Genomic DNA, 21333 nt, shown 5'->3' on the forward strand with positions numbered 1-21333 from the left:
ACAAACTGTGTCATAGTTAAGATAGGAATTTCTTTCACCACCGCAGCAGGGATGTTGATACTAGCGAGATGTAAGTAAGTCCTCAGCCATTCTGACCAGATCTTCTTTTCGTAGACTGCTGTCCGCGTTATCATAAATTTCGTACAGCAAATGATTGTGCTCGTCCCTCCATCCAATTCGGTGATGGGTACCGGAGTCAGTTTGCTGATCGCTGGATTGGTCGGATTGAATGTAATAGGCCTCCATGCCCTGAATGTTCAGCTTCTCGGATTTAGCCTGATGCCCCTGAAAAATGGTTAACTTGGAGTCCGGAAGCAGTCGCGTAGCGGTAACATTCACATAATTCTTCCCTTTGACATAGCGGGCTAAAGAGAAGTCAGCCTTGTCCCAATTCAGTTTTTGGATAAACAGTCTTTCCTCTTCCAGCGAGGATTCGGATTGTCTTATGAGGTCATCTGCTAATTTCAAGTAGGAAGGATCTTCGAGATGATTTGTAAACATATCGGCAGGATACACGTATCCGTAATCAAATTGGTATCCTTCCGGCAGATGGGTTAATGCTGTCAAAACGGGAGCCTGCGTCCGAGTCATTTCATCTTGAAAACTGCTGAAATTTCTATGTTCAACCCATTTATATTCAAATTTTATGGGATTTAGCTTATCCGCGCTATTAATTAAATCATCTTTGACATAATAGGCTGCATATTCACCCGGTTGCAGTTGATCTTTAACCTGTTCCGTGTAAACGCCCAGCCTGTTCGTATATTTCGTAACAAAGTCCGTCGGCTCTTTAGCGGCAGCAGTTTTTAGAACGACCTCGCCTTTTTGGTTGAGGAATTCAACATATTGTGAGGTCGCGTATCCTGTCACCGATACGCCGAGAACTAACAGGGCGGTCAGCCCGGTAACCGCGATTCTCGGTCGCATTCGTGTTCTGGCATCCATTCCTCGCTTGCGAAGTCCCAGCTTATGGACTCGGGCCATGACTTTGTCTGTGACATCAATATCTTGGAGCTCCCCATCGGTCAAAAGATCCATCTTTTTCAGACTTTCGTTTTGAGAAGTACGTTGTAATCCAGGCATTTTTCTTCCTCCTTTAACTCGCTCATCATTTTTTTAAGTTTGTTTTTGGTTCGCGTATACTTTTTCTTGACAGATTCCGGGCTTTTGTTCAGAATTTCACCTATTTCTGCAAACGACTTCTCTTCATAAATGCGCAGAACAAGTAAGTTCCGTTCCACGGTATTTAATTTTCCGAGCGCCCGGTTCAGTGGTTCGCTAAACAGCTGGCGTTCCATTATCTCCGCAGGACTATTAGCGGTTTGGTTTGGGTTAACCAGGCCGAGCTTCCATTTCTGTTGCATTTTCTTTCGGCGGATTATATTGATGCAGTGATGATATGCCATTTTGTATAACCATGAGGAGAAATTCACATTAGGCTTGTACAGGTTGATTTTCTCATAGGCCTTGACCAGGATGTCCTGAACCGCATCCTCGGCCTCCTGCCTGCTTGAAAGAAGCCTCCAACAGTACGTGAAAATCTGTTTTTGGTATTTTTGGACGATGTAGACATAATCCTGAATCTCGCCCGCTTGAACCCTTTTAATTCTATATTCGGTTTCCTCATCCATTTCTCTTTAAGGCACCTCCCAGGCGATCATGATGAAGTTTACATATGTATAACAAACGAGGTGGTTCTAAAGGGACACTATTCGCAAATTTTTTTGTCCGTTCTGTTACCTAAAACAAAAAACCGCGCTATGCGCGGAGTTGAATCCATGTGTCCTTCTATATTCATTATAAAATGATTCTGCCTTATGTTGCCAAACGTTGTACCTATTCCGTAATTTATTATAGCGAGGTTACGAACTGAACCTCCGGAAATCGGCTATCCGGTCCTTTCATTAAGGTTCCACTTTGATTTTTCAGATACATATCGATAATCCAATCCACCTGACTGATGACGTCAAGGCTATGCTCGATAACGATGACTGTATTGCCCTTGTCCACGAACCGGTTCAGAATTTTCCACAGCTCCAGTGAAATCGCCGATAGCTTCAGTCCATTTCTGCCGCAGCGGTTATACGTCCTCGTCGCATAGCGCTCGCTTGGACGCCACGTAGTTGATCATCGTAAAAGCCCCCCGTGAATCATTGCTTTAAAGGTACAACCATGTTCCACGTATCGGAAGCGTCCTTAAAACCATCACTGCCGTCCGAGACGGCCGCGAACAAATGAGTCGGCTTGCCGTTCTGGAACAACAGGAACGGCCGCTCCAGATTGCCCAGCGTCTGCACCGTGCCGTCATCCCAACGCACGGTCCGGGAATAGCCTTGCGGCTGCCCATGCAAGCTCCATTTCAGCCCGTCCGGCGACTCGGCGTAGATGCCGCCGTATTTTTCTCCGCATAGATGCCCTTCCATATCTTTGGCGATCAAATTGTATCCTTCGTTTGTTTGCCAGATGAAAGGGTCTTCGATATGGAACAACTCTGGAGGAAACACCGGCTCGTCACTCAACACCCGGTACAGCCCCTCGTAGTGATCCGCATACGCAACGCCAATCGTCATGCCGCCATGCAGGTTGCCTTCGTAGTGACGTGCTTTGTAGATCAGCAGCACGGAACCGTCCTCCCGGACACACGGAGCCGGATTGGAGGTCAGAAAGCTATCGAATCGGCCGGGACGTGTTGGTAATATCGGTTGGTCCGCTCTGCGCCACGGGCCCAAAACGCTGTCCGCTATAGCCAGACCTACCCGTTTGTTCGCCCTTGCCACGATGCATTGAGGATCAGTTAACCCGAAACTCCCGGGCGGCTCTGGATCGCTTAGCGGATGGGTCGAACCCGTATAATAAAGCAAATATTTGTTGTTGTGCTTGACGATATGAGGGTTGTGCGTGCAGCGTCCGTCCCAATATTCCGCTCCCCTCGCCGGAAGCGCCACCTCGCAGAATCGGTACGGTCCCTCGGGGGTATCCGAGTCTGCCCTGACAATCTCTGAAGCCGTCATCCAACCGGGATGCATCGGCAGTGTCTTCGGCCAGCGCGAGGCAAACATATGGAATTTTCCGTCCTCGCCCTGCACGACGGAACCGCACCATACCCAATAACCTTCCATACGGAAGCCGCCGCCACGCGGAGCCGGCAACATTGTGCTAGTATGCATGTACAGTCACCTCGTTTTTTCCCGCTGCTCCATATTTGCTGTGAAACATGGTCTCCCATCCTTCCATATGAAGTGAAAAACAGGACTGTTCCATACATCAATAGACTCGACATAGTCATACCAGCGAACCAACCGCCGGCATGCTTGCACATATATCGATCCTAAGGCGTATTCAGCCCCACATCGCCGGCCGCGAGCGGGCGATTCAGTAGAGATGCCCCGGAATATTCGTCCGCCCCCACATCTGCTATCGCCCGCATTTGCCCGTCCATATCCGCCAGCACGAACGCGTATGTCCCCACAGCTGCATCAATTGCCGGGCTGCTCGCGGACAGTTTCTGAATACCGCTCACCGCAGTCAGGAGCGGATTGATATTTCGGATCTGCTCCGAGCTCCGCAATCTGTTACTAATCGTGCTGCCAAACCCGATATTGCCTTGGAACAGCGTATTCGTTGTCACGGTCTCGTAATAAAGCGTGCCGGTGCTGTTGTATACGATATTGTTTGCCACAACGGAATCCTGTGGAGCATACGCTTTGCCTGATCCGATGACGATACCGGTTTTGCTGTTTACAATCGTATTGTTGACGATAAGCGCCCGGTAAATTTTCCATTGTTTACGCAATTCTTCGACCGTCGGACTTGGAGGGGAGCCTCCAGTACCGCCGTCGAAGTCGCCGTTAGGCAAGTAGATTGCTTCGCCAGTCAAATTCTCAAAGTAGTTGTTATAAATCTTATGGTCATTGCCGAACATCCGGATGCCTTCCTGATCCGACTCCACGCCGTCCCCGAGGAAGAAGTTTCCATATACGCTGTTGTTATGGCCATGCCGCAGAGTCAGGCTGCCCTTGGACGTGTGGAATGTATTGAAGCGCACCGAGTTGCTACTGCTCTTGACCGAAACGATTTCTGGCTCTCCATCGCAATTCTGAAATACATTGTATTGTATCGTATTATAGCCGTGGGATAGCGTAAGACCTGACAAGCCGAGACGAATTGTCTCTTTGCCGTTAGCTACCCATGAGCCTACATCATGGAAATAGTTGTATTCGATAATATCGTTTTGCGAAATTTGCCCTGAGCCGTCCTGTCCTTCGTAAGCGATCAGCGGTTCGGTGTCGCTCTTCAGTCCGAAGTCATTCCGGTCGATGCGGTTATGATGGCTGTTCATGCCCCGCACTTGCAGCCACATCAGGCCGCTCCCCGAGCTTGGAAGCGCAAACGTATTACGGGTCAGTCGAACATGGTGCGAGCCTTCCAACACCACTGCGCCATTGCTTGTGTTCGTAAACTTTAATCCGTCCATCACCACATGCGAGGAGTTCTCGAGGCGGAAGCCTGACGCTCCTGATATGATAGCCTGACCGCGGTTTTTCGCTTTAATGACGATTGGCGCGTTGGCAGTGCCGTTTTTGTTCTGAACAGAAAATGGGCTTGTATGTGAATACGTGCCGTTTGCCAACACAATCGTTTTACCCGCCGTAGCGGTTGCAAGCTCGGTAGCCAACTGCGTGGAAGTGTTAACTTCGACGACCGCCCCTTCGCTACCGCTGCCGCTTGAATCGCTACCATAAATTTCGACCTCGGCAAAGCTGTTCCAGGCGTTCACCGAGTTGCCATGGCCAACAATACGAACGTAGCGGACAGGGGCAACATCGGCAAAATCAAACGTCTGCAAGCTGTTGCTCTGACTGCTGACTGCTCCCGAAAGCACTGTACTGAAGTTGTAGCCATCATATGAAGTCTGGATATCAAAAGCGAAAGTTCGTTCCGCCCCGTTGGTGAAGGCGATCTTCACGTATTCTATCCGCTTGCTCGATCCAAGGTCGTATTGGACCCACTCCCCCTCTCCACTCGCTGACCAGCGCGTGTTAAGATCGCCGTCGATTGTATACGCGACGATATTGCCATCATCTCCGCTGGCCATAAGTTGTGGCACGGTAATCGCGAACTTGCTTGCGCCTGGCGGAGATTCGCTCGCGGTGCCGTAGAGTTCAACTTCAGAATAGCTGTTCCACAGGTTGGAGGAATTGCCGTGCCCAACGATCCTCACATAGCGGGTAGAATCGACATCCGGAAAATCGAACGTTTGTAGACCTTCCACATTGCTGCTTACAACTCCGCTGCTGACGGTCGTAAAGGTGGAACCGTCCCTAGACGTCAAAATATCAAAAGTAGAAGTGCGGCTTGACCCATTCAGAAATGCAATTTTGATGAAAGACAGTTTGCGATTTACGCCCAAATCGTACTGGATCCATTGCATGTCGCCATTCGCCGACCAACGTGTTAAGAAATCGCCGTCCACCGTATTGGCTGGAACGTTGCCGTCATCTCCGCTCGCCGTCACGTCGGAGCTGCCAATTGTGAACTTCGTATCAGCCGCCCTCGCCGTACCCGGCATTAACGCAACCAGCATACAGATCAAAATAATGAACGTCACACTTTTGGTTCCGGTTCCCATAATTCTTTTTCATCCTTTCCATTATGAAATGATGGTTATTGAATCATTCCCTTCGTTCCGTCCGGCACCTCCTCTCAAGAATACGGAAGCCCGGAGGAGATTCCTGTCCTCCTGGCTTCGTGAGTATGCCTTTGATCCCGCTTAAAAAACATGCTGGCTCCAGCCTTTGCTCTTCGCCAAAGCTTCAATATAATAGTAATCGCCGTAAATAAGCGATACGTTGATGTTGGTATTGACTGGCTTATGACCGGTTGCGCCGAGCAGGATACCTTCATACTCCGGCTTGTCGAGCGCACTGTAGTTATCCGACAGCGAGCGAAGAATGCGCGTGGCCGCGCGCTGATATAAAGCGGCTTCCTCAGGTGCCACCTGCGACGCAATATCGATCAAGCCAGATGCTGCGCAGCTCGCCGCCGAGGTGTCGCGCGGCTCGTCCGTCAAATCGGTCGCCGCACGGAAATCCCAATGCGGCACATCGTCTTCCGCCAACGCGCTGATGAAATAATGCGCCACTCCCTTGGCCGCATTCAAGTAACGCACTTCTCCCGTATACCGGTAAGCACAGCTCATCCCGTAGAGCGCCCAAGCCTGGCCCCGCGACCAGGACGATTGCGGCGCGAAGCCCTGTCCGCCGTCATAACGCTCCACTTCGCCCGTCTCCGGATTGAAGATAACGATATGATGCACCGAGCCGTCGCCTCGGATGAATGAGCGAAGCACCATATCTGCATGGGCAACCGCAATATGTTTGAAGCGCGGATCATCGCTTTCCTCACTCGCCCAGAACAGAAGCGGTAAATTCATCATCGAATCGATGATCGACCAACCCGTCTGGTTGCGGGGCCAGGCTCGAATGAACTGTCCTGCCGGGTTGTACCTGCCCGCCAGATAGTTGGCGGCGAACAGCCCGCGCCGCCGAGCGTCCGGGTCGCCGGTCAGCTTGTAGCGGATAACCGATGTCGGCAGAAACTGAAAGCCGACGTCGTGGTGGAAATGGTTGTCCCGCAAGTAACATTGCTCCATGCGTTCGTCCCAGGGCTCTGCCTCCTCCCGATAACGTTTCTCGCCGGTCATATCGTACAGAATCCATAGAATGCCCGGCCAGAAGCCCGAAATCCACTGATCCACTTTGATCTGGTCATATTTGCCCGCCGCCGAAACATGCGGCGCTTCTGTCCAGCCCGCTTCGATCATATGATCAACTTTAATCTTCACTTTATCCCACCAAGCCTTCAGCTCGGATGGTTTCAGTTTCACATTTTCATTACTCATCTCTGTATTACACCCCTTTTCCTAACCTTTAATGGCACCGATCAAGGCGCCTTTCACGAAATACTTTTGCAAAAACGGATAGACCAGAAAAATGGGAAGGGTTGCTACCATAATCGTGGCGTATTTCAATGTCTCGCCCAATATAATGATCTCATCCTGGGAGGCTCCTTCCGCCATGGAGTTTGCCTCGCCAATAATCAAAATTTCTCGTAGGATCAATTGCAACGGATATAAAGACCGATCCTGAAGGAAGATCATTGCGTTAAACCAGGAGTTCCAGTGGCTTACTCCGTAATACAGGCCTACCACTGCAAGCACGGGTTTGCATAGCGGCAGGAAGATGCGGAACAGAATGCCAAAGTCGTTGGCGCCGTCGATCTTGGCCGACTCTTCCAGCGCATCCGGCACTGCCTCGAACGATGTTCGCATGATAATGAGGTTAAATGCGCTTATTGCGGTAGGCAGGATAAGCGCCCACAGCGTATCTGTAATGCCCAGCCCTCTGACCAGCAAGTAGAACGGAATTAATCCACCGCTGAAAAACATGGTAAACACGATAAACAACGTAAGCTGCTTGCGATATTGCAACGTTTTTCTGGACAAGGCGTATGCGGCAAAGGAAGTAAGCAGCAAATTGAGAGCCACGCCTACAATGACAATAAATAACGTGTTGCGGTAGCCGAGCAGGATCATCGGGTTGCTGAATACCGCCCCATATGTTTCAAGCGAGAAGCCCAGCGGCTTCCAAAGAAAGCCCTTATGCGCCATCATCAGCGCTGGTTCGCTGAATGAAGCAAATGCCACGTATAGAATTGGGTACATTGTTACAATCATGAGCGCGGACAAAAACAGCGTATTGCAAACCCGGAATAAATGTTCACCCAAGCTTACTCGCATATTAACCCTCCTCTACCACAAACCCGTATTGTTCAACTTCCGGCTTATCCAATTGGAGCCGATAACAAGCGCGAAGTTAATCACGGAGTTGAATAATCCGACAGCGGAGCTGAAACTGAATTGAAAATCTTGAAGCCCGATCCGGTACACATACGAGGAAATGACATCAGCTGTCACATAGGTAGTCGGGTTGTACAACAGAATAACTTTCTCGAAGCCAACGCTCATAATTCGGCCAATGTCCAGGATGAGTAATATAAAGAACACGGGGAGCAGACCGGGTAGAGTAACATGAAGCATCTGCTTCCAACGTCCAGCCCCGTCGATCTTGCAAGCTTCATATTGCTCAAGATCGATCGCTGACAGCGCGGCCAAATAAATAATTGTACCCCAGCCTATATGCTGCCATATATTCGACGAAACGAAGATTGTCCGGAAAAAAGACGGTTCCAGTAGCATCGTAACCCGCTCACCGCCGAAAAATGCGATAATATCGTTGATGACGCCGTCACTGCTCGTAAAATCCTTGATCATACCGCAAATAATGACAAGCGAAATAAAGTGCGGCAAATAAGTAATCGTCTGAACCGAACGCTTGAACAGCGCATTTTTCACCTCATTAAGCAACAGGGCGAGAATAAGCGGAGCGGGAAAACCGAAGATGAGATCGTACAAGCTAATCATCAAAGTGTTTTTAAACACCCGCCAAAAATACATCCCGCCAAAAAAGTCTTTGAAATGCTCCAGTCCTACCCACGCGCTGCCCCCAATTCCAAGCCGGGGGTTAAAATCCTTGAACGCAATAATCGAACCGTACATCGGGATATAATGGAAAATAATGAAATATAACAAAACAGGAGTAAGCATGATGTACAAATACTTGTTCTTAACCATGTCTTTCGCGATATTAAGCGGCAGACGACCGGCATGCGTGACTTTGCTGCGTCCCAGCTTCAACTGAGCCATCTCCTACTCCTCCTATCCACATCCAGCATCATCGGGAGGGGATGCTGCACCATTCCCTTGCCCCACGGCAGCCTGCAGCCAACCATGGGACGATACATGGAGTTATCTGTTGTTGTAGCGATCCAAGGCGCCTTGATAGATGTCGATTACATCGCGTATCCCCATATCTTCCAGCTGCTTCACAAAGCTGTCGAACTTGTCGAGCGGCTCGTTGCCCATTACAAATTTGATGAACATTTCTTCCAGATACGTATTAATTGCCGTCATCGTCTGCGCTACCTTCTTGCTCTCATCTACAGTAGGCGTAATGAACGCGGGCAAAATATGTTTCGCCGCATCGGTCTCCGACCAAATCTGGATCGCCTCGTCCTGTTGTGGGAACGTGTTGGTCGTTTTTTGCTCATGCATCGGAAATGGACCGTTGGGAACTGTATATTGCGCCAACATCTGCTGTGAAGTGTACTTATCGTTTTTTACGATCATATCGGTAAATTTCGGAACCCCGTTGTCCATCGTGTAGCTTTCGCCTTCAACGCCGAAGTTGTATACCATGGTTCCTTGCTCGCTAAATGCGAAGTCCAGCCATTTTACGATCGTTTCCAGGTCTTTCGCCGATGTTGTCACGGCCGCGCTTGCTTTCGGGTTATATTTGAAATCGAGCTGTCCGATGAACGGTTTTTCGCCTGCGTTCAATACCGGATAAGGAGCCGCTACGAGATCAAAAGCCGGATTTTGGGCTTTGCCGGACTCCAGCCATTTGCCCATGCCGCCGCCCAGCAGGAAAACAGTAGCGCCGGACTCGCCGTTCAGAAGCCGCTTATCCAGCGTGTTGCGCTCGACGATCGGGAAGTCTTTATCAATCAGCCCTTCGGAATACCACTGGCGGAACAACGCCATAACATCCTTGTATTGAGGATCTAACGGGCCGTATTTCACTTTGCCTTGGTCGTCAATATAGAAGCCGTGCGAGGTTTTGTATGCGCCGAAGAACGCGTCCTGTAAATTCATTTTGTTCGCGTATAGCGCCGTCAGCGGTGCTACGGCGCCTTTTTTCTCTTTGAACGCCGTCAGAACCTTATGCCAATCGTCTATCGTTACAGGCAATTGCAGCCCCAGCTCATCCAACCAATCTTTGCGCAGCATTGGTCCGCGGAAGACTAATCCTTCCGCGTTACGCACCATCGGGAAGACGTAATATTGGCCACTGTCAGTTTTGACCATTTTGTCCAGCTCCGGATTAGCTTCCAGCATCTTCTTCAGGTTAGGCGCATATTGGTCGATCAAATCGTTTAGCGGTACGATAACCCCGTCTGAAATCGCCTTCTCCGGTCCACCCGGATAAATAGTCCAGTCGTACTCCAGCACATCCGGCAGCTTGCTGGAAGCCAGCAACAAATTAAACTGCTCTTCAGCTTGACCGTCGGTCGGGTGGATGTAGTTCACTTTCACGCCGGTAGCTTCTGCAATGGCCTTCCCGATCGGCGCTTCCGCCAGATTCGTTGTAAATGTAATCAGGTTTCCGTTGATTGGAGCCCAGTACGAGAAAGTATCTTTCGTATCCAGCGGATACACCGGCTTATCCGATCCCTCGTTGCCTTTGCTTACTCCATCGCCTCCCTTATTGCTGACGGCGCTTTGAGTCGGCTCTGTCTTAACCTTGTTTCCGAAGCCCCCATTACTGGAGCATGCGGTTAACAACAATGAAAGTACCATTACGATCCCCAGTGTGAGCTGCAGCCTTTTACGAATCTTGCCGTTGCGATTTTTCGCCATTGAGCCCCTCCGTTCTTTTCGTCTCGAATAAGTTGGTTTGAATACGCTTTCAACATAACGTTAATCCAGCGCCTCAAGCCATCGTTAAAACCTAAAATATACTTCATTTTCTCAAAAATGAGGGTAACAAAACCACATGTTTACCACTTTTTCTTGAAAAGAAAAGCCCGAGAGCTACTTGACTTCCCTGTAGCGCCCGGGCGTTATCCCTTCAAATTTTTTGAATATGCGGTGGAAGGTATTCACATCGTTGTAACCAACCTTCAGCGATATTTCGCTGACCGTATATTCCCTGCTAATAAGCAGCAATTTGGCCTGCACCAGCCGCGTCTTGTTAATATAATCGAGCAGAGATTCGCCGGCTATATCCTTGAACAGTTTGGAAACATATGACGGCGTCATGGAGAAAGCTTCCCCGATCATCGAAATGTTCAGGTTCTCGTCCTGGTAATACTCGTTGACATATTTCATGACCTTATCGATTAGCGGATTGCTGCAGTATTCACGGTTATTATTAACGTAGTCGCACAGAAGCTCTAGCATATCGTAAAGCTGGCTGCGCATCTCCCCTACCGTCTGGCATTGCATCAGGCGTTCGATGGCGCGCACTCCGTCAGGCATATCCGGCTTGCCCGCGATGCGGATTTCACCGATTACTTTTTGCAGCGTAGCCATTAGATCAAACATGAGACATTTGGCTGTATGAAAAGGAAACGGCTCCGTCGTCACATTTTTCTGAACGATCTCCCCGACGAACGCTTTCGCCTTATCGAGCTGCCCTTCGCGAACCATAACGATCAATTGCTGCTCGGCCTTGAGCGGATAAAAATAACCACCTGGAGCAGCCCCTGGGTTGTCGTTGCCGCTCAGGTCCCCATAATGAATAATGCCCCCGCTGCCTGCAATGATACGGTATTCCATCGCCTCGATCGCTTCCTGGAACGCCTGGAAGATGCCATATTCGCCCTCCTGTTGCGCACTGATAGCAGCGGTCAACTGGACATGGGCATGATTGGAGATGAACGACATCGTTTCTTCCGCGATGTGCCCCAGCTCCTCCCGCTGCTCCGCCAGCGATGCAAGCTGATGGTTGACGATGCAGGCGAGCAACTGCTGGTCCAGCTCTACCGCATAGGCGTTTACTGACTTTCGCGCGACCTCCTCGACCACATTCGCGATCAGAAAGTGCAGCAACCGCTTGTTATAGACCTGATCCTCATCCTTCCAATGGAACTTGCCGAAATGCTCGATGCGCAGCAAAATAACAGAAAATCCGCCCAGCGGGAAATGCAGATCATAGGCTGAGAACGATTCATGCAACGGGATATGGCTGTCGAGTTGCCCCTTCAGCAGCCGCTGCAAAAAGTGCGATCTAAGTGTATTGTTATGCTGATTCAGCTTGTAATGAAGCTCCTCCTTCTCATGGAAGGTACTGCTCAGCGCCTGCTCCAGAAAGGAGAATTCATTGGAGCCGCGATCAAAGGTAAAACCCGCCTTGAACGACAAGTTCTGAATCAGCGCATGGATTGGCAGGTAGTTTCGCTTGAGGAGCCAATACGTCACGCCACCGCCAACAATAAGACAAAGCAAGATGCTGGCAATCGTCAATTGCTCTACCACGTTCATCTTCTGGTGATATACGTTCGTCGGCAGCGTCATCACATATTTCCATCCCGTAATGGATGAGGTTGTGTAGGATGCAACAAGCCGGCGACCGGCCGTCTCGATCTCAAGTTGTCCCGATTCTCCCGGCATATCGCCGTATAGTAGAGCAGGTTCCGACAGCGACTCGCCCGTAGACGCAATGAACCGGTTGTCTTCATCCAGAATAAAGATCGTACCTTTCTCAGGCGCCGAAGCTTGCTCCAGCAGCTTGCTGCGGTCAATCATAAACAGTAAGACAGCTCCAGGTTGATTCATGATTGTTGAGTTTACATTTTGGGCATACATGACCGTAGGCCTCCACTCATTCTCTTCAGACACAACAACGGAGTCGTAGCCTTTAATGTACCATTGGTCAAAATATTCTCGAAACGACTGGAACGGCATATGCTCTTCAAGGCGAATATGGTCGTATAACGCTTCGATGTTCATACGATTGTTGCGGGCGATGACCGTATCGCTATTTTTGTAATAAATATAAATGCCTTCAAGAAAATCGTTAGCGATTTCGTATACGCGCAAATCATTAGCGATTTGATATATATCGTAGTGGTCCGAATCAGACAAATTGGTATCAGCCGAAATAAATGCGGCGATTCGCCTGTTGAGGCTCACCTCGAGGCTTAGATTCTCGATTCCTTTGAACTGGCTATCTATGGCTTGCTCCATCTGAAGAAGAATAGATTGGTTGGCACGGTTAATTTCAGCCTTTACAACGTTCAGCGTCGCGCCGTATATAACGCCACTGATCAGAATGGGCACGAGCAGCACGGAGACGTAGGAAAGCATCCAGGTCAGGAATACGCTGCGATTTTTATGCCGGAGCTGCTTCAGATAGATTGTCCACCGGTTTCGAGTTTGGGCCATAGATTCTCCTCCATGTTAGCTTTAGTCGGAGTCGGGACCGACGTCATTTCTTGTCCGAATAGCCGGACAACGAACATCCGCGACATCCGCTTTATGATTGTTAATACAAACCGCCGGAGACGGCCGGTATTCATAGATGGCCGGCTGCTTCTTGCCGCATATTCGGTTGTAAGCGATTACACATTGCTCCGGCGCATAAGGAACCCGCTTGCCGAGCGTAATACCGTGACGACAATTGACAATCGTATTATTCACTACACTGGCGCGATAGACGCGCCAATGTTTTCTCAGTTCCTCCTGCGTTGGCGCCTCGGGATAGCCATCCGGTCCGCCATCGTAGTTGCCGCCGTCAATGAGCAGCGGATCCAACGTCAAGTTTTCCATATAATTATCAAAAATGTGATGGTCGTTGCCGTAAATGCGAAATCCGCCCATTTCTTCCTTCACACCATCGCCGATAAATACATTATTATGAAAACGATTACCATGTCCGTGACGCGCTGTCACTTGGCCGGCGGAGTTAAGGAATGTGTTGTACCGAACTGTATTATAGCAGCTTTTTACCGAAATAATCTCGGGCTCTCCGTCGCAATTTTCAAACAGGTTGTGTTGAATTGTAATATAGCCGTTCGAGAGAGAGATGCCGGACAGACCGAGCCGGATCGCTTCAAGTCCATTGACGACACGCGGGCCTATATGATGAAAATAATTATATTCAATGACATCATGCTGCGAGATTTGTTCACCGTCGCCATCAAAAATAACAAGCGGTCCGAGGTCGGCCTTTGGCCCGAACTCGTTGCGTTCGATCCGGTTCCAGCCGCTGTCGCTTCCCATCACAGACAGCAGGCTATACTCCGTCCCAACCTGTCGCGGCTCAAATCTATTCCGCGCAATCCTCACATACCGCGAACCGTCCAGAATGATAGATTCGCGCTGCTCGACCTGGAAATGCAGCCCCCATACCTCTACATAAGCAGAGTTCAAGATGCGTATACTTGATTCTCCAGTTATCGTCGCTTTTCCTTTATTTACAGCGCGAATGCTTAATATTGCGGTGTCCGATCCCACTTTGCCTTCAATAATATAGTCTTCATTCCGGTCGTAAACGCCGTCTGCCAACAAGATCGAAGAACCAGGTTCTGCCTGGCCAATGGCTGCCGCCAACTCGTCGCTACTCGATACCCAATAAATAGTAGTCATTTTCCACCTGCTTCCTATAGAATAGGCGGATATGATCCGCAGCCTCTGCAGGATCATATCCGCAACTTAACAACATCTATTATGAAAGATACGTTTCCCATGCCATAGTGTAAAAAAATGAAGCAATCATAAAAATGTAAACTGAGACGCAAAATGAGCTGGAATTATTGCCTGCAAGCTATAAATCACAACCTGCCAGTGTACAGCAAATGAGAAGGGACGTATCCCGGCAGCTAACCGTGGATACGTCCCCATTGTTGTTACCCGCTCCCCCGCCTCTTACCCGAAAAAGAAGTACGCAACCTTCATCTCTTCTTCTTTCAAAAGCAATCTTTGTGCCGCTTCGAGCAAAGGCGTACGGTCATAGACAAGACTTTTCATCGCTATTTTGCCATCGGTAATCGTGAAATAATGTGCTTCTTTCGATGGATCGTCGCGACGGCGGTAGGACACGCTTCCCGGATTCAGCCACAAACTGTCGTCACTCAAATAATGAATGCATCTGCGATGTGTATGTCCGAAAATAATGCGGCGACCTTCTTCGGCCCCAATTGTCCTGCCGTTGCGCTCGGCCCAGAAAGCATCGTACTTGGGCAAGCTATCAATCGTCAAATAGTTTTCATACAGATGCTGCATTGTATAGCTATAGCCGTCCATCTCGAATGTGCGGTAGACAGGTATGCTTTCGAGGAAGGATATTTCCGTTTCGCCGAGCAGCCTTGCATTGTAATGCGCCCACTTGATCTCATCCTCCGCCACATCATGACCATTATTGCCGTTTCGGTACAGGTCGATAATAATGTCGTCATGGTTGCCGCGAACGCAATTCACATCGTTCTTATGCACCCATTCGATAACTTCCCTTGGGAAAGGCCCGTAGTCTACAAGATCTCCCGCGCAATAAATCACGTCACAGTCGGATTCTGCCTTGTGGATCGATTCCAGCGCTTTGACGTTGCTGTGAATATCCGAAATAATTAAAGCTTTCATATTCGATTCAACTCCCTAAGATTCAACATTCTCAGCAGTACCGTCGCCACATTCGCCCACGTAGTTGTATCGCCTGGCATGAAATGGTCCCACACTCGCACCTCAATGATTCCCGCGGCAGACACCAATGATACATCTTGCCTTTCCCAGTGGGGTGTCTGCGCTGTCCGCAAACCACTGCGGGGCAGCGACACCATCCACAACATTGGCCGGGACGTAATTGGTGGCTGGTTGCGACGAAATGGCCGTAAGGAGCCTGCGTGTAACCTTATTTGACCATTCCCGTCAATCGGTAGCCTTCGGACAATATTCAGCTGTAGACATTGCGTATCAGGCTGTTCTCTTCGTTTTTTAATTCCATGTTCAATCGGTTCACCCCTGGCTAATGCAGAATCCTATCTCCCAAAGACAGCAGCAAACACTCCGACATTACGGATTTAAGTGTTTCCCCATTTGTCGAGCGCACTCTCCCTCCTTTATATAAAAAGATGAAACCGTGATACAGCGTCAAAAGCTAAAATCGCCCTCAAATATTCCAACTTGTTATCAACAATTTTTGGAATGGACATCAAATCTTAAAAAAGTCACTCATATGTATCGGTATGTTTGGATGAACAGCCGCTGCCACAACTAAATAATCAAGCCTCCTTGTCATGGACTAATCAACAACATGATCTTTTTCATTAGGAGAAGTAAACAAAACGACATCCGACCTTAGATGTTTTAGCAAGGTTCCATCCGAAAGTGAAAATAGTATCGTATTCAATTTAGCCTTTACCATCAAATATTATAGATTCCATTCGTCTATGGTGTCTTCAGCATTAACCATTTCTTGATTCCTCCTTGTTAATTGTGTTGTTAAACGTAAAAGGAGTGCAATTGCTCAAGAAGTTAATTTACTTTATTTTACTTTCTATAGAAGTTAGATAAAACCTTTTTTCAACGCAACTAAACTGCCCGCTAGCTTAATGAAACAGATATCAAATTCCAATTAGCTATTTGTCTAATCAACGGTGACACAACGTTCTTGTCCTTTTCGGTGATGGGACCATGTTTTTGTCCCTCGACATCTAGGCTGCTCTGTCCTGTTTTTAACTCCTATGTGATGGCTAGTTTCTCAATCGCACGAAATTCACCTCCGGAAAGCGGCTATCCGGTCCTTTCATTAAGGTTCCACTTTGATTTTTCAGATACATATCGAAGAAATCCAGCATATACGCATTGATAACGGAGTTCGCTCTTTTGGGCGCAATCTTTCCTGTAATACCCAGCATGTTGAAAATCGGAGAAATGAACTGTACGTCGGCAAAATTCAAATGCTCGGTATTTTCGATATAGAGAACTTTCCCCCCTTCTTCGGCCGTTTCGCGCATCCGTTCAAGCTCCAACTTTTTTTCTTCCGTTACCTGATCCTCCCACTCTCTTGTTGAGCCCATACGGTTAAGCTCTGCATCCGTGTAGACCCGGTTATCCACCACCATTCTTAATTTTTCGAAATAGCTTTCCGAGTTAATGAACAAAAACGGCTTTCGCAGACCCTCTCTGTCATGCAGACGATAAAGCCCTCCATCAAGGTCTATTCCCACCGCGATTCGCGGATCGTAAGCAGCGTCATAGGCCGTCGCTCCGCCGATGGAATGACCGAACACCCCGACATGACCAAGATCCATCTTCCCTTTTAGAAGACTTGGAATCTGTCCCGATTGGATGAGCTCGAATTGATCCAGCGCAAAAGTTACATCATCGGTTAAAACTTTTCCCAACTTGTCGCGAATTCTTCTACCCGTCTGGTAATCCTGGTCAGGCGAGAATAAGTCGTTGGTTGTGCTGGTTGTGATTCGACCGTCCGGAAACTCGGTTGCAAATGTATTGTAAGTGTGGTCGATCACTGCCACGATATACCCGTGACTCGCGAGATTTTCAGCTTGTGACGTGTGGAGGAACCTGGAAGAGCCGTTGCCGGGATTCGCAAGGATTAGCGGGTATGAAATCTGTGCCGAATTAACTTCGGCCCCCGAATAAGCATGGCTGGATACGTACTTCAGGTGTTGAAAAACAAACCCGGGAAGGCCATAGTCCGCGGCCATATAACGTAAAATCTGGGTATCGGGAATAAAGGGAGCGTACTTGCCGGTGCCTGCTTGAGCCGGATACCATACCTGAACCATCAATTCTCTCTTACCATCTCTGGCTTCGTCGAACATCTCTTCCCTATTGGTATCCACGAAATGAAAAGTTTGCGTTCCCACCTTAAATTCGCCTGTCGGTTCAGGTAGTTTAAATACAGGAAAAGCATACATGAGACACGCTGTTACGACCAGCATTATCGCTATAGCGGTATAAGCTGAACCCAACATGAATCGCGGGATTTTTTTTGGACCGTTTTTTCTAAAATAGCTATAACTTGAAATGGTCAAAAAAATGATCGTTATGCAATATGGGAAAAATAGCTGAACTCTGTATCCTTCCACCGTCCAATGAATGACGAGTAAAAGTGTGGCGATCCCGCTTACAACGGATATTGGAATTCTACGCCGTCCTTTTTTTAATAGGACTATTAATGTAAACAAGCCGATGTTTGACAAAAAAAGAAACAGTTCAAACAGCCTCATCTCGATTCTCCTCTTAAAAAGTTCTATTGTCGTTGGTTACAATATTATCCTGACAGGCTGGACTAAGCTATCGATTCTCCTTTCATCTACCTTTCAATTTTGTAAGATTATTTACTTCGTACGTAATCATGAAGTGATAACACAAAACCTTATATTGTAGTGCCCTTTTATGGTATTGCATTTTCTTCACACGACATGGTTGCACCATACAACAGTTTAGGTATTCGTCTAATCGGTAATCTGTAATTGGTACAAGTTCTGGTTCCCGGCTCGGGACAAAAAATTATTGTTCAGCTAAAACAAAAAAGCCGCTAAAATAGCGACCTTCAAAGGGACCTGTTCTTGTCCCTCGAATTTCTATATTTTCATCTTTAGCGATACGACGGCTTTCCCTTTCAATCGACCTTCTCCAATATCACGAAGCGCCTGAGCTGCTTCACTAAATGGGTACTGCCGATCTATAACCGGCAAAACTTTGCCTGATTCGATAAGCTCCTTCCAGACTTTCTGATCCCCATCGTTCGGTTTATGGACGAGCAGCATTATTTTCTTTTTTTCAAGCCAGGAAATGAATGGAGCCCACAAAAGATTTTGGAGAATGCGTGACATAGGGCCTCCAATCATGACATACCTACCGCCATTCTTTAGTGCGCGCTTCAAAGCTAAAACAGAACGGTTTCCAACGACATCAAGGATTAAGTCATATTGTTGTCCTCTTGCTGTGAAGTCTTCTTTCGTATAATCCAACACATGATCAGCGCCTAATTCGTGCAGCATATCCAGCTTCTCGCTGCTGTCAACTCCAGTTACTTCTGCCCCATGCAATTTTGCATATTGGATGGCAAACGTCCCAACTCCGCCACCGGCGCCATTAATAAGAACGGTTTGCCCACTTTTAAGACCTCCCGTATCACGAAGACCTTGTAAAGCCAACACGGCTGCCTGTGGGATAGCGGCTGCCTGTACAAAGTTAATTGCAGCAGGTTTTGGCGACAAAACATTCTCTCTGGCACATACATACTCCGCGAATCCACCCCATCCGCAACCGGAAAGATCTCCGAAAACCTCATCTCCTGGTTTAAAGCGTTTGGCAGACGATCCAACCGCGATTACCCGCCCTGCCACGTCTGCACCAAGAATTCTGTAACGCGGCTGACGGATTGCACCGATGCGGTTTATGAATGGTTTCCCACGAAGGAGGTCCCAATCCCAGGAATTTACCGAAGTCGCATGAACCTCAATCAAGACTTCATTCTCCCTGGGCACAGGGATTGCTACTTGTTCAAATCGGAGAACTTCAGATGTTCCGTACGTATCATACACCATCGCATTCATTGAGTTGGTTCCCAGTTTGCTGGATAATCCCGTATCAAACCTGTTTTCTCTCATGATCATTCTCCATTCAATAAACGTGTGTGTACCGATACTGCAACCTCCGTAAGAAACCATCAATTTAAAATAATCATTCTCATCGTATTTCTTCACAACTCATCCAGACGTACCCATGTGTTTCCTTCAAACCTCTAATACGTTGGAAATATTTAGAGGTTTCATCATCAGTTCATTCCGTTATTTGACACAATCCAGCCTGCTTTTAGTCTGCCATCAACCCAACCGATTGACCTCCAAAGTATCTCTGTGTATGAAAAATAGTGATACTCATATCTCCGACAATTAACAGCTAATATAAATACCACTTTCACAGAACATATGTTCCTGTTATAATAAAATTATTCTGTTTTTGTTTAAGATCTCCACGTAGAAAGGATGCATCATATGAATTTATATAAGTTTGAATTAACCGTTAACGGATTTCTCTTACGCGTCCATTTTAGTGCATCTGAAGAAAGTGGGCTAAAATGGTGTAAACGAATTGCTTCTGAATTCCAGAGTAATGTTGCTAATTTGGAGATAAAGGTTGATATACATAAAAAAGCGAAACAAAAGAATGCATGGGAGTATCACGGAAAACCATATTTATATGATCGAACACTAAGGAAAAAACCGCTTACAAAGAAAAACAATGTAACTGAATCAACTACTGCGATATAAAGGGAATTAAAAGAGCCTGTCCGTTTGCGAAACGGTGCCGTTTATTATTGAATAGAGAACACTTCTTTTTGCAATAATTCTTCCGGCTTTTGGCCGATTGGATCACTGTGGAAATAATCGCGGATAACTCCATCCTTAACATAGTTAGCGATGGACACCATAATCATTCCCTGATCAAGTGCAAGATAGGCTTTGGCAAGTTCTCCCGTTTCTACATTCACAGAATCATAGAAACCGTACTTCCCGTACATTTTGAATTTTTTTAAAGTTTTCATGTTTTTGCGCACACTTTCAGGCGCATACTCTAAGGCAAGAAATGTGGCATGTGCCGTCACGGTTGCCCCGTCTTTATAACCTGATGTACCCAGCGGTGTTGCCGCAAACTCGCTGTACCCGGTCGGTGTTGCAGCCGGTGAGAACCCCCATGCAGGATATCCTTTTTCCTTGGCATAGGCAATTTGCAGCTCAACATGACGTTTATTGTTTAATCCCAATGCTTTTGTGCCAAGCTCTTTTTCTTTCAAAACCAGGCCAGGCATAAGCCCTTCAAACATGCTTCCTCCCCAGCTCGGCACAAACTTTACCCCATTATATTCATAGCTTCCCTCGAAAACGTTCACTCCATCGTACTGTAGATTTTCCCCCTGCGGAATCTGAGCTTGCCAATCCCATTCTATGGGCATAGTACGATACAGTTTCCACCAATGCTCCTTAGGTACGTCCCCTTTCCCAATAGCGATGTAACTTGCAACACGCGGCTCCGTATAGAACATGCCGTAATGGTGATCAGTCAGTTTTCCTTTAGCGACATCATAGCCACCACGGAACTGCCCGACTTCTGGATCATATAAGGAGGTATAGTCCATATCCTTAACCAACTTGCTTGTGTCCCCGCGAAGTTCTTCATAGGCTTGTCCGACGACAATTAAACCGGCGGACAGCCAGCCATTATCCAACTGAGAAATAAATTGCCCCCAATCTCTCTTCACAGTACCATCGTCCGTGTTATACCAGTTGTAGTAGAGACCGTTCCATTTTTCCAGCTTCTCAAGTGAATGTAAGGTGATTTGAATGCGCTTAACCGCTTCTTCTTTTGAAAGAATACCCAATTGTTGTGCTGAAACTGTACTCATCATATACATGCCGATATTTGTCGGGGAAGTGCGCTTTGCTTCCTGTGTTCCGTCTTCCGTGATCCGAACCTCATCATAAGTCATTCCGGTACTCGGATCCGTATAATCCTCGAAAAACGAATAGGTCTTGTAAGCAAGCGCTTTCAATTCTGCTTTGTATTCGAAAGTCTCGTATAGGTATAGGATCCGATGAAAATTTCGGTAAGCATGATAAGCAGCAAATAAGGAATCATGATCTTATAGGTAAACGGCACATAAGTTCTCGATTGATTCAACA

20 protein-coding genes are annotated in these 21333 nt (G+C 47.7%); 2 read left to right on the forward strand and 18 right to left on the reverse strand.

The window, feature by feature from the left end:
• Positions 1-60: 60 nt before the first annotated feature.
• From PPA03S_RS13125 to PPA03S_RS33925, 4 genes are all read right to left on the reverse strand, one after another.
• Positions 61-1083, reverse strand: coding sequence for a hypothetical protein (locus PPA03S_RS13125; protein WP_062323530.1), 1023 nt, complete (start codon positions 1081-1083; stop codon positions 61-63).
• On the reverse strand, positions 1044-1631 hold the full coding sequence (locus tag PPA03S_RS13130; RefSeq protein ID WP_062323532.1) for an RNA polymerase sigma factor: 588 nt from the start codon (positions 1629-1631) through the stop codon (positions 1044-1046). Before PPA03S_RS13130 ends, PPA03S_RS13125 begins: the two co-directional genes overlap by 40 nt.
• A 220-nt stretch (positions 1632-1851) precedes the next feature.
• Positions 1852-2010, reverse strand: a complete 159-nt coding sequence (locus PPA03S_RS33315) for a hypothetical protein (protein WP_167666027.1) — start codon at positions 2008-2010, stop codon at positions 1852-1854.
• Positions 2011-2150: 140 nt separating this feature from the next.
• Entirely contained in the window at positions 2151-2621 is a 471-nt protein-coding gene (locus PPA03S_RS33925) for a glycoside hydrolase family protein (RefSeq protein WP_245683602.1), read from the reverse strand.
• 31 nt (positions 2622-2652) lie between these two features.
• Here PPA03S_RS33925 and PPA03S_RS34245 point away from each other — a divergent pair, with 31 nt between their 5' ends.
• Positions 2653-2787, forward strand: coding sequence for a hypothetical protein (locus tag PPA03S_RS34245; protein WP_281189049.1), 135 nt, complete (start codon positions 2653-2655; stop codon positions 2785-2787).
• Positions 2788-2790: 3 nt separating this feature from the next.
• Here PPA03S_RS34245 and PPA03S_RS33930 read toward each other — a convergent pair whose 3' ends face one another.
• From PPA03S_RS33930 to PPA03S_RS13185, 12 genes are all read right to left on the reverse strand, one after another.
• Positions 2791-3102: a hypothetical protein gene (locus PPA03S_RS33930; RefSeq protein ID WP_245683603.1), complete on the reverse strand. Its 312-nt coding sequence runs from the start codon at positions 3100-3102 to the stop codon at positions 2791-2793.
• 226 nt (positions 3103-3328) lie between these two features.
• Positions 3329-5629 (reverse strand): chondroitinase-B domain-containing protein, encoded by a 2301-nt coding sequence (locus PPA03S_RS13140; RefSeq protein ID WP_062323533.1) that lies wholly within the window; start codon positions 5627-5629, stop codon positions 3329-3331.
• Positions 5630-5770: 141 nt separating this feature from the next.
• Entirely contained in the window at positions 5771-6901 is a 1131-nt protein-coding gene (locus tag PPA03S_RS13145; RefSeq protein ID WP_062323535.1) for a glycoside hydrolase family 88 protein, read from the reverse strand.
• A 21-nt stretch (positions 6902-6922) separates the two neighbouring features.
• Entirely contained in the window at positions 6923-7798 is an 876-nt protein-coding gene (locus PPA03S_RS13150; RefSeq protein ID WP_062323537.1) for a carbohydrate ABC transporter permease, read from the reverse strand.
• 12 nt (positions 7799-7810) lie between these two features.
• Entirely contained in the window at positions 7811-8764 is a 954-nt protein-coding gene (locus PPA03S_RS13155) for an ABC transporter permease (protein WP_062323539.1), read from the reverse strand.
• A 102-nt stretch (positions 8765-8866) separates the two neighbouring features.
• Positions 8867-10537 (reverse strand): type 2 periplasmic-binding domain-containing protein, encoded by a 1671-nt coding sequence (locus PPA03S_RS13160; protein ID WP_062323541.1) that lies wholly within the window; start codon positions 10535-10537, stop codon positions 8867-8869.
• A gap of 174 nt (positions 10538-10711) precedes the next feature.
• Positions 10712-13066: an AraC family transcriptional regulator gene (locus PPA03S_RS13165; protein WP_062323542.1), complete on the reverse strand. Its 2355-nt coding sequence runs from the start codon at positions 13064-13066 to the stop codon at positions 10712-10714.
• A 21-nt stretch (positions 13067-13087) separates the two neighbouring features.
• A complete protein-coding gene (locus tag PPA03S_RS13170; RefSeq protein ID WP_062323544.1) occupies positions 13088-14269 on the reverse strand; it encodes a polysaccharide lyase 6 family protein in 1182 nt (393 codons plus the stop codon).
• Between the two features lie 279 nt (positions 14270-14548).
• A complete protein-coding gene (locus tag PPA03S_RS13175) occupies positions 14549-15259 on the reverse strand; it encodes a metallophosphoesterase family protein (protein WP_062323546.1) in 711 nt (236 codons plus the stop codon).
• Positions 15256-15465 carry a hypothetical protein gene (locus PPA03S_RS33320; RefSeq protein WP_167666028.1) on the reverse strand — a complete coding sequence of 70 codons (210 nt, stop codon included), beginning with the start codon at positions 15463-15465 and terminating at the stop codon, positions 15256-15258. Before PPA03S_RS33320 ends, PPA03S_RS13175 begins: the two co-directional genes overlap by 4 nt.
• 903 nt (positions 15466-16368) lie before the next feature.
• Positions 16369-17871 carry an alpha/beta hydrolase family protein gene (locus tag PPA03S_RS13180; RefSeq protein WP_062323548.1) on the reverse strand — a complete coding sequence of 501 codons (1503 nt, stop codon included), beginning with the start codon at positions 17869-17871 and terminating at the stop codon, positions 16369-16371.
• A gap of 357 nt (positions 17872-18228) precedes the next feature.
• Positions 18229-19260, reverse strand: a complete 1032-nt coding sequence (locus PPA03S_RS13185; protein ID WP_245683604.1) for an NAD(P)-dependent alcohol dehydrogenase — start codon at positions 19258-19260, stop codon at positions 18229-18231.
• Positions 19261-19647: 387 nt separating this feature from the next.
• On the opposite strand from PPA03S_RS13185, the gene PPA03S_RS13190 reads away from it, so the two are divergent.
• Positions 19648-19923 (forward strand): hypothetical protein, encoded by a 276-nt coding sequence (locus PPA03S_RS13190; RefSeq protein WP_062323555.1) that lies wholly within the window; start codon positions 19648-19650, stop codon positions 19921-19923.
• Positions 19924-19967: 44 nt separating this feature from the next.
• Here the strand turns inward: PPA03S_RS13190 and PPA03S_RS13195 are convergent, their stop codons facing one another.
• Together PPA03S_RS13195 and PPA03S_RS34250 are read right to left on the reverse strand one after the other, a co-directional pair.
• Positions 19968-21203 carry a glucoamylase family protein gene (locus PPA03S_RS13195; RefSeq protein WP_411835395.1) on the reverse strand — a complete coding sequence of 412 codons (1236 nt, stop codon included), beginning with the start codon at positions 21201-21203 and terminating at the stop codon, positions 19968-19970.
• The gene (locus PPA03S_RS34250; protein WP_281189050.1) at positions 21200-21331 is read right to left on the reverse strand and encodes a hypothetical protein; all 132 of its coding nucleotides are present in this window, start codon (positions 21329-21331) and stop codon (positions 21200-21202) included. Before PPA03S_RS34250 ends, PPA03S_RS13195 begins: the two co-directional genes overlap by 4 nt.
• Positions 21332-21333 lie beyond the last annotated feature (2 nt).

Origin of the sequence: Paenibacillus pabuli NBRC 13638 (genome assembly GCF_001514495.1) — a bacterium.
GTDB lineage: Bacteria > Bacillota > Bacilli > Paenibacillales > Paenibacillaceae > Paenibacillus > Paenibacillus pabuli.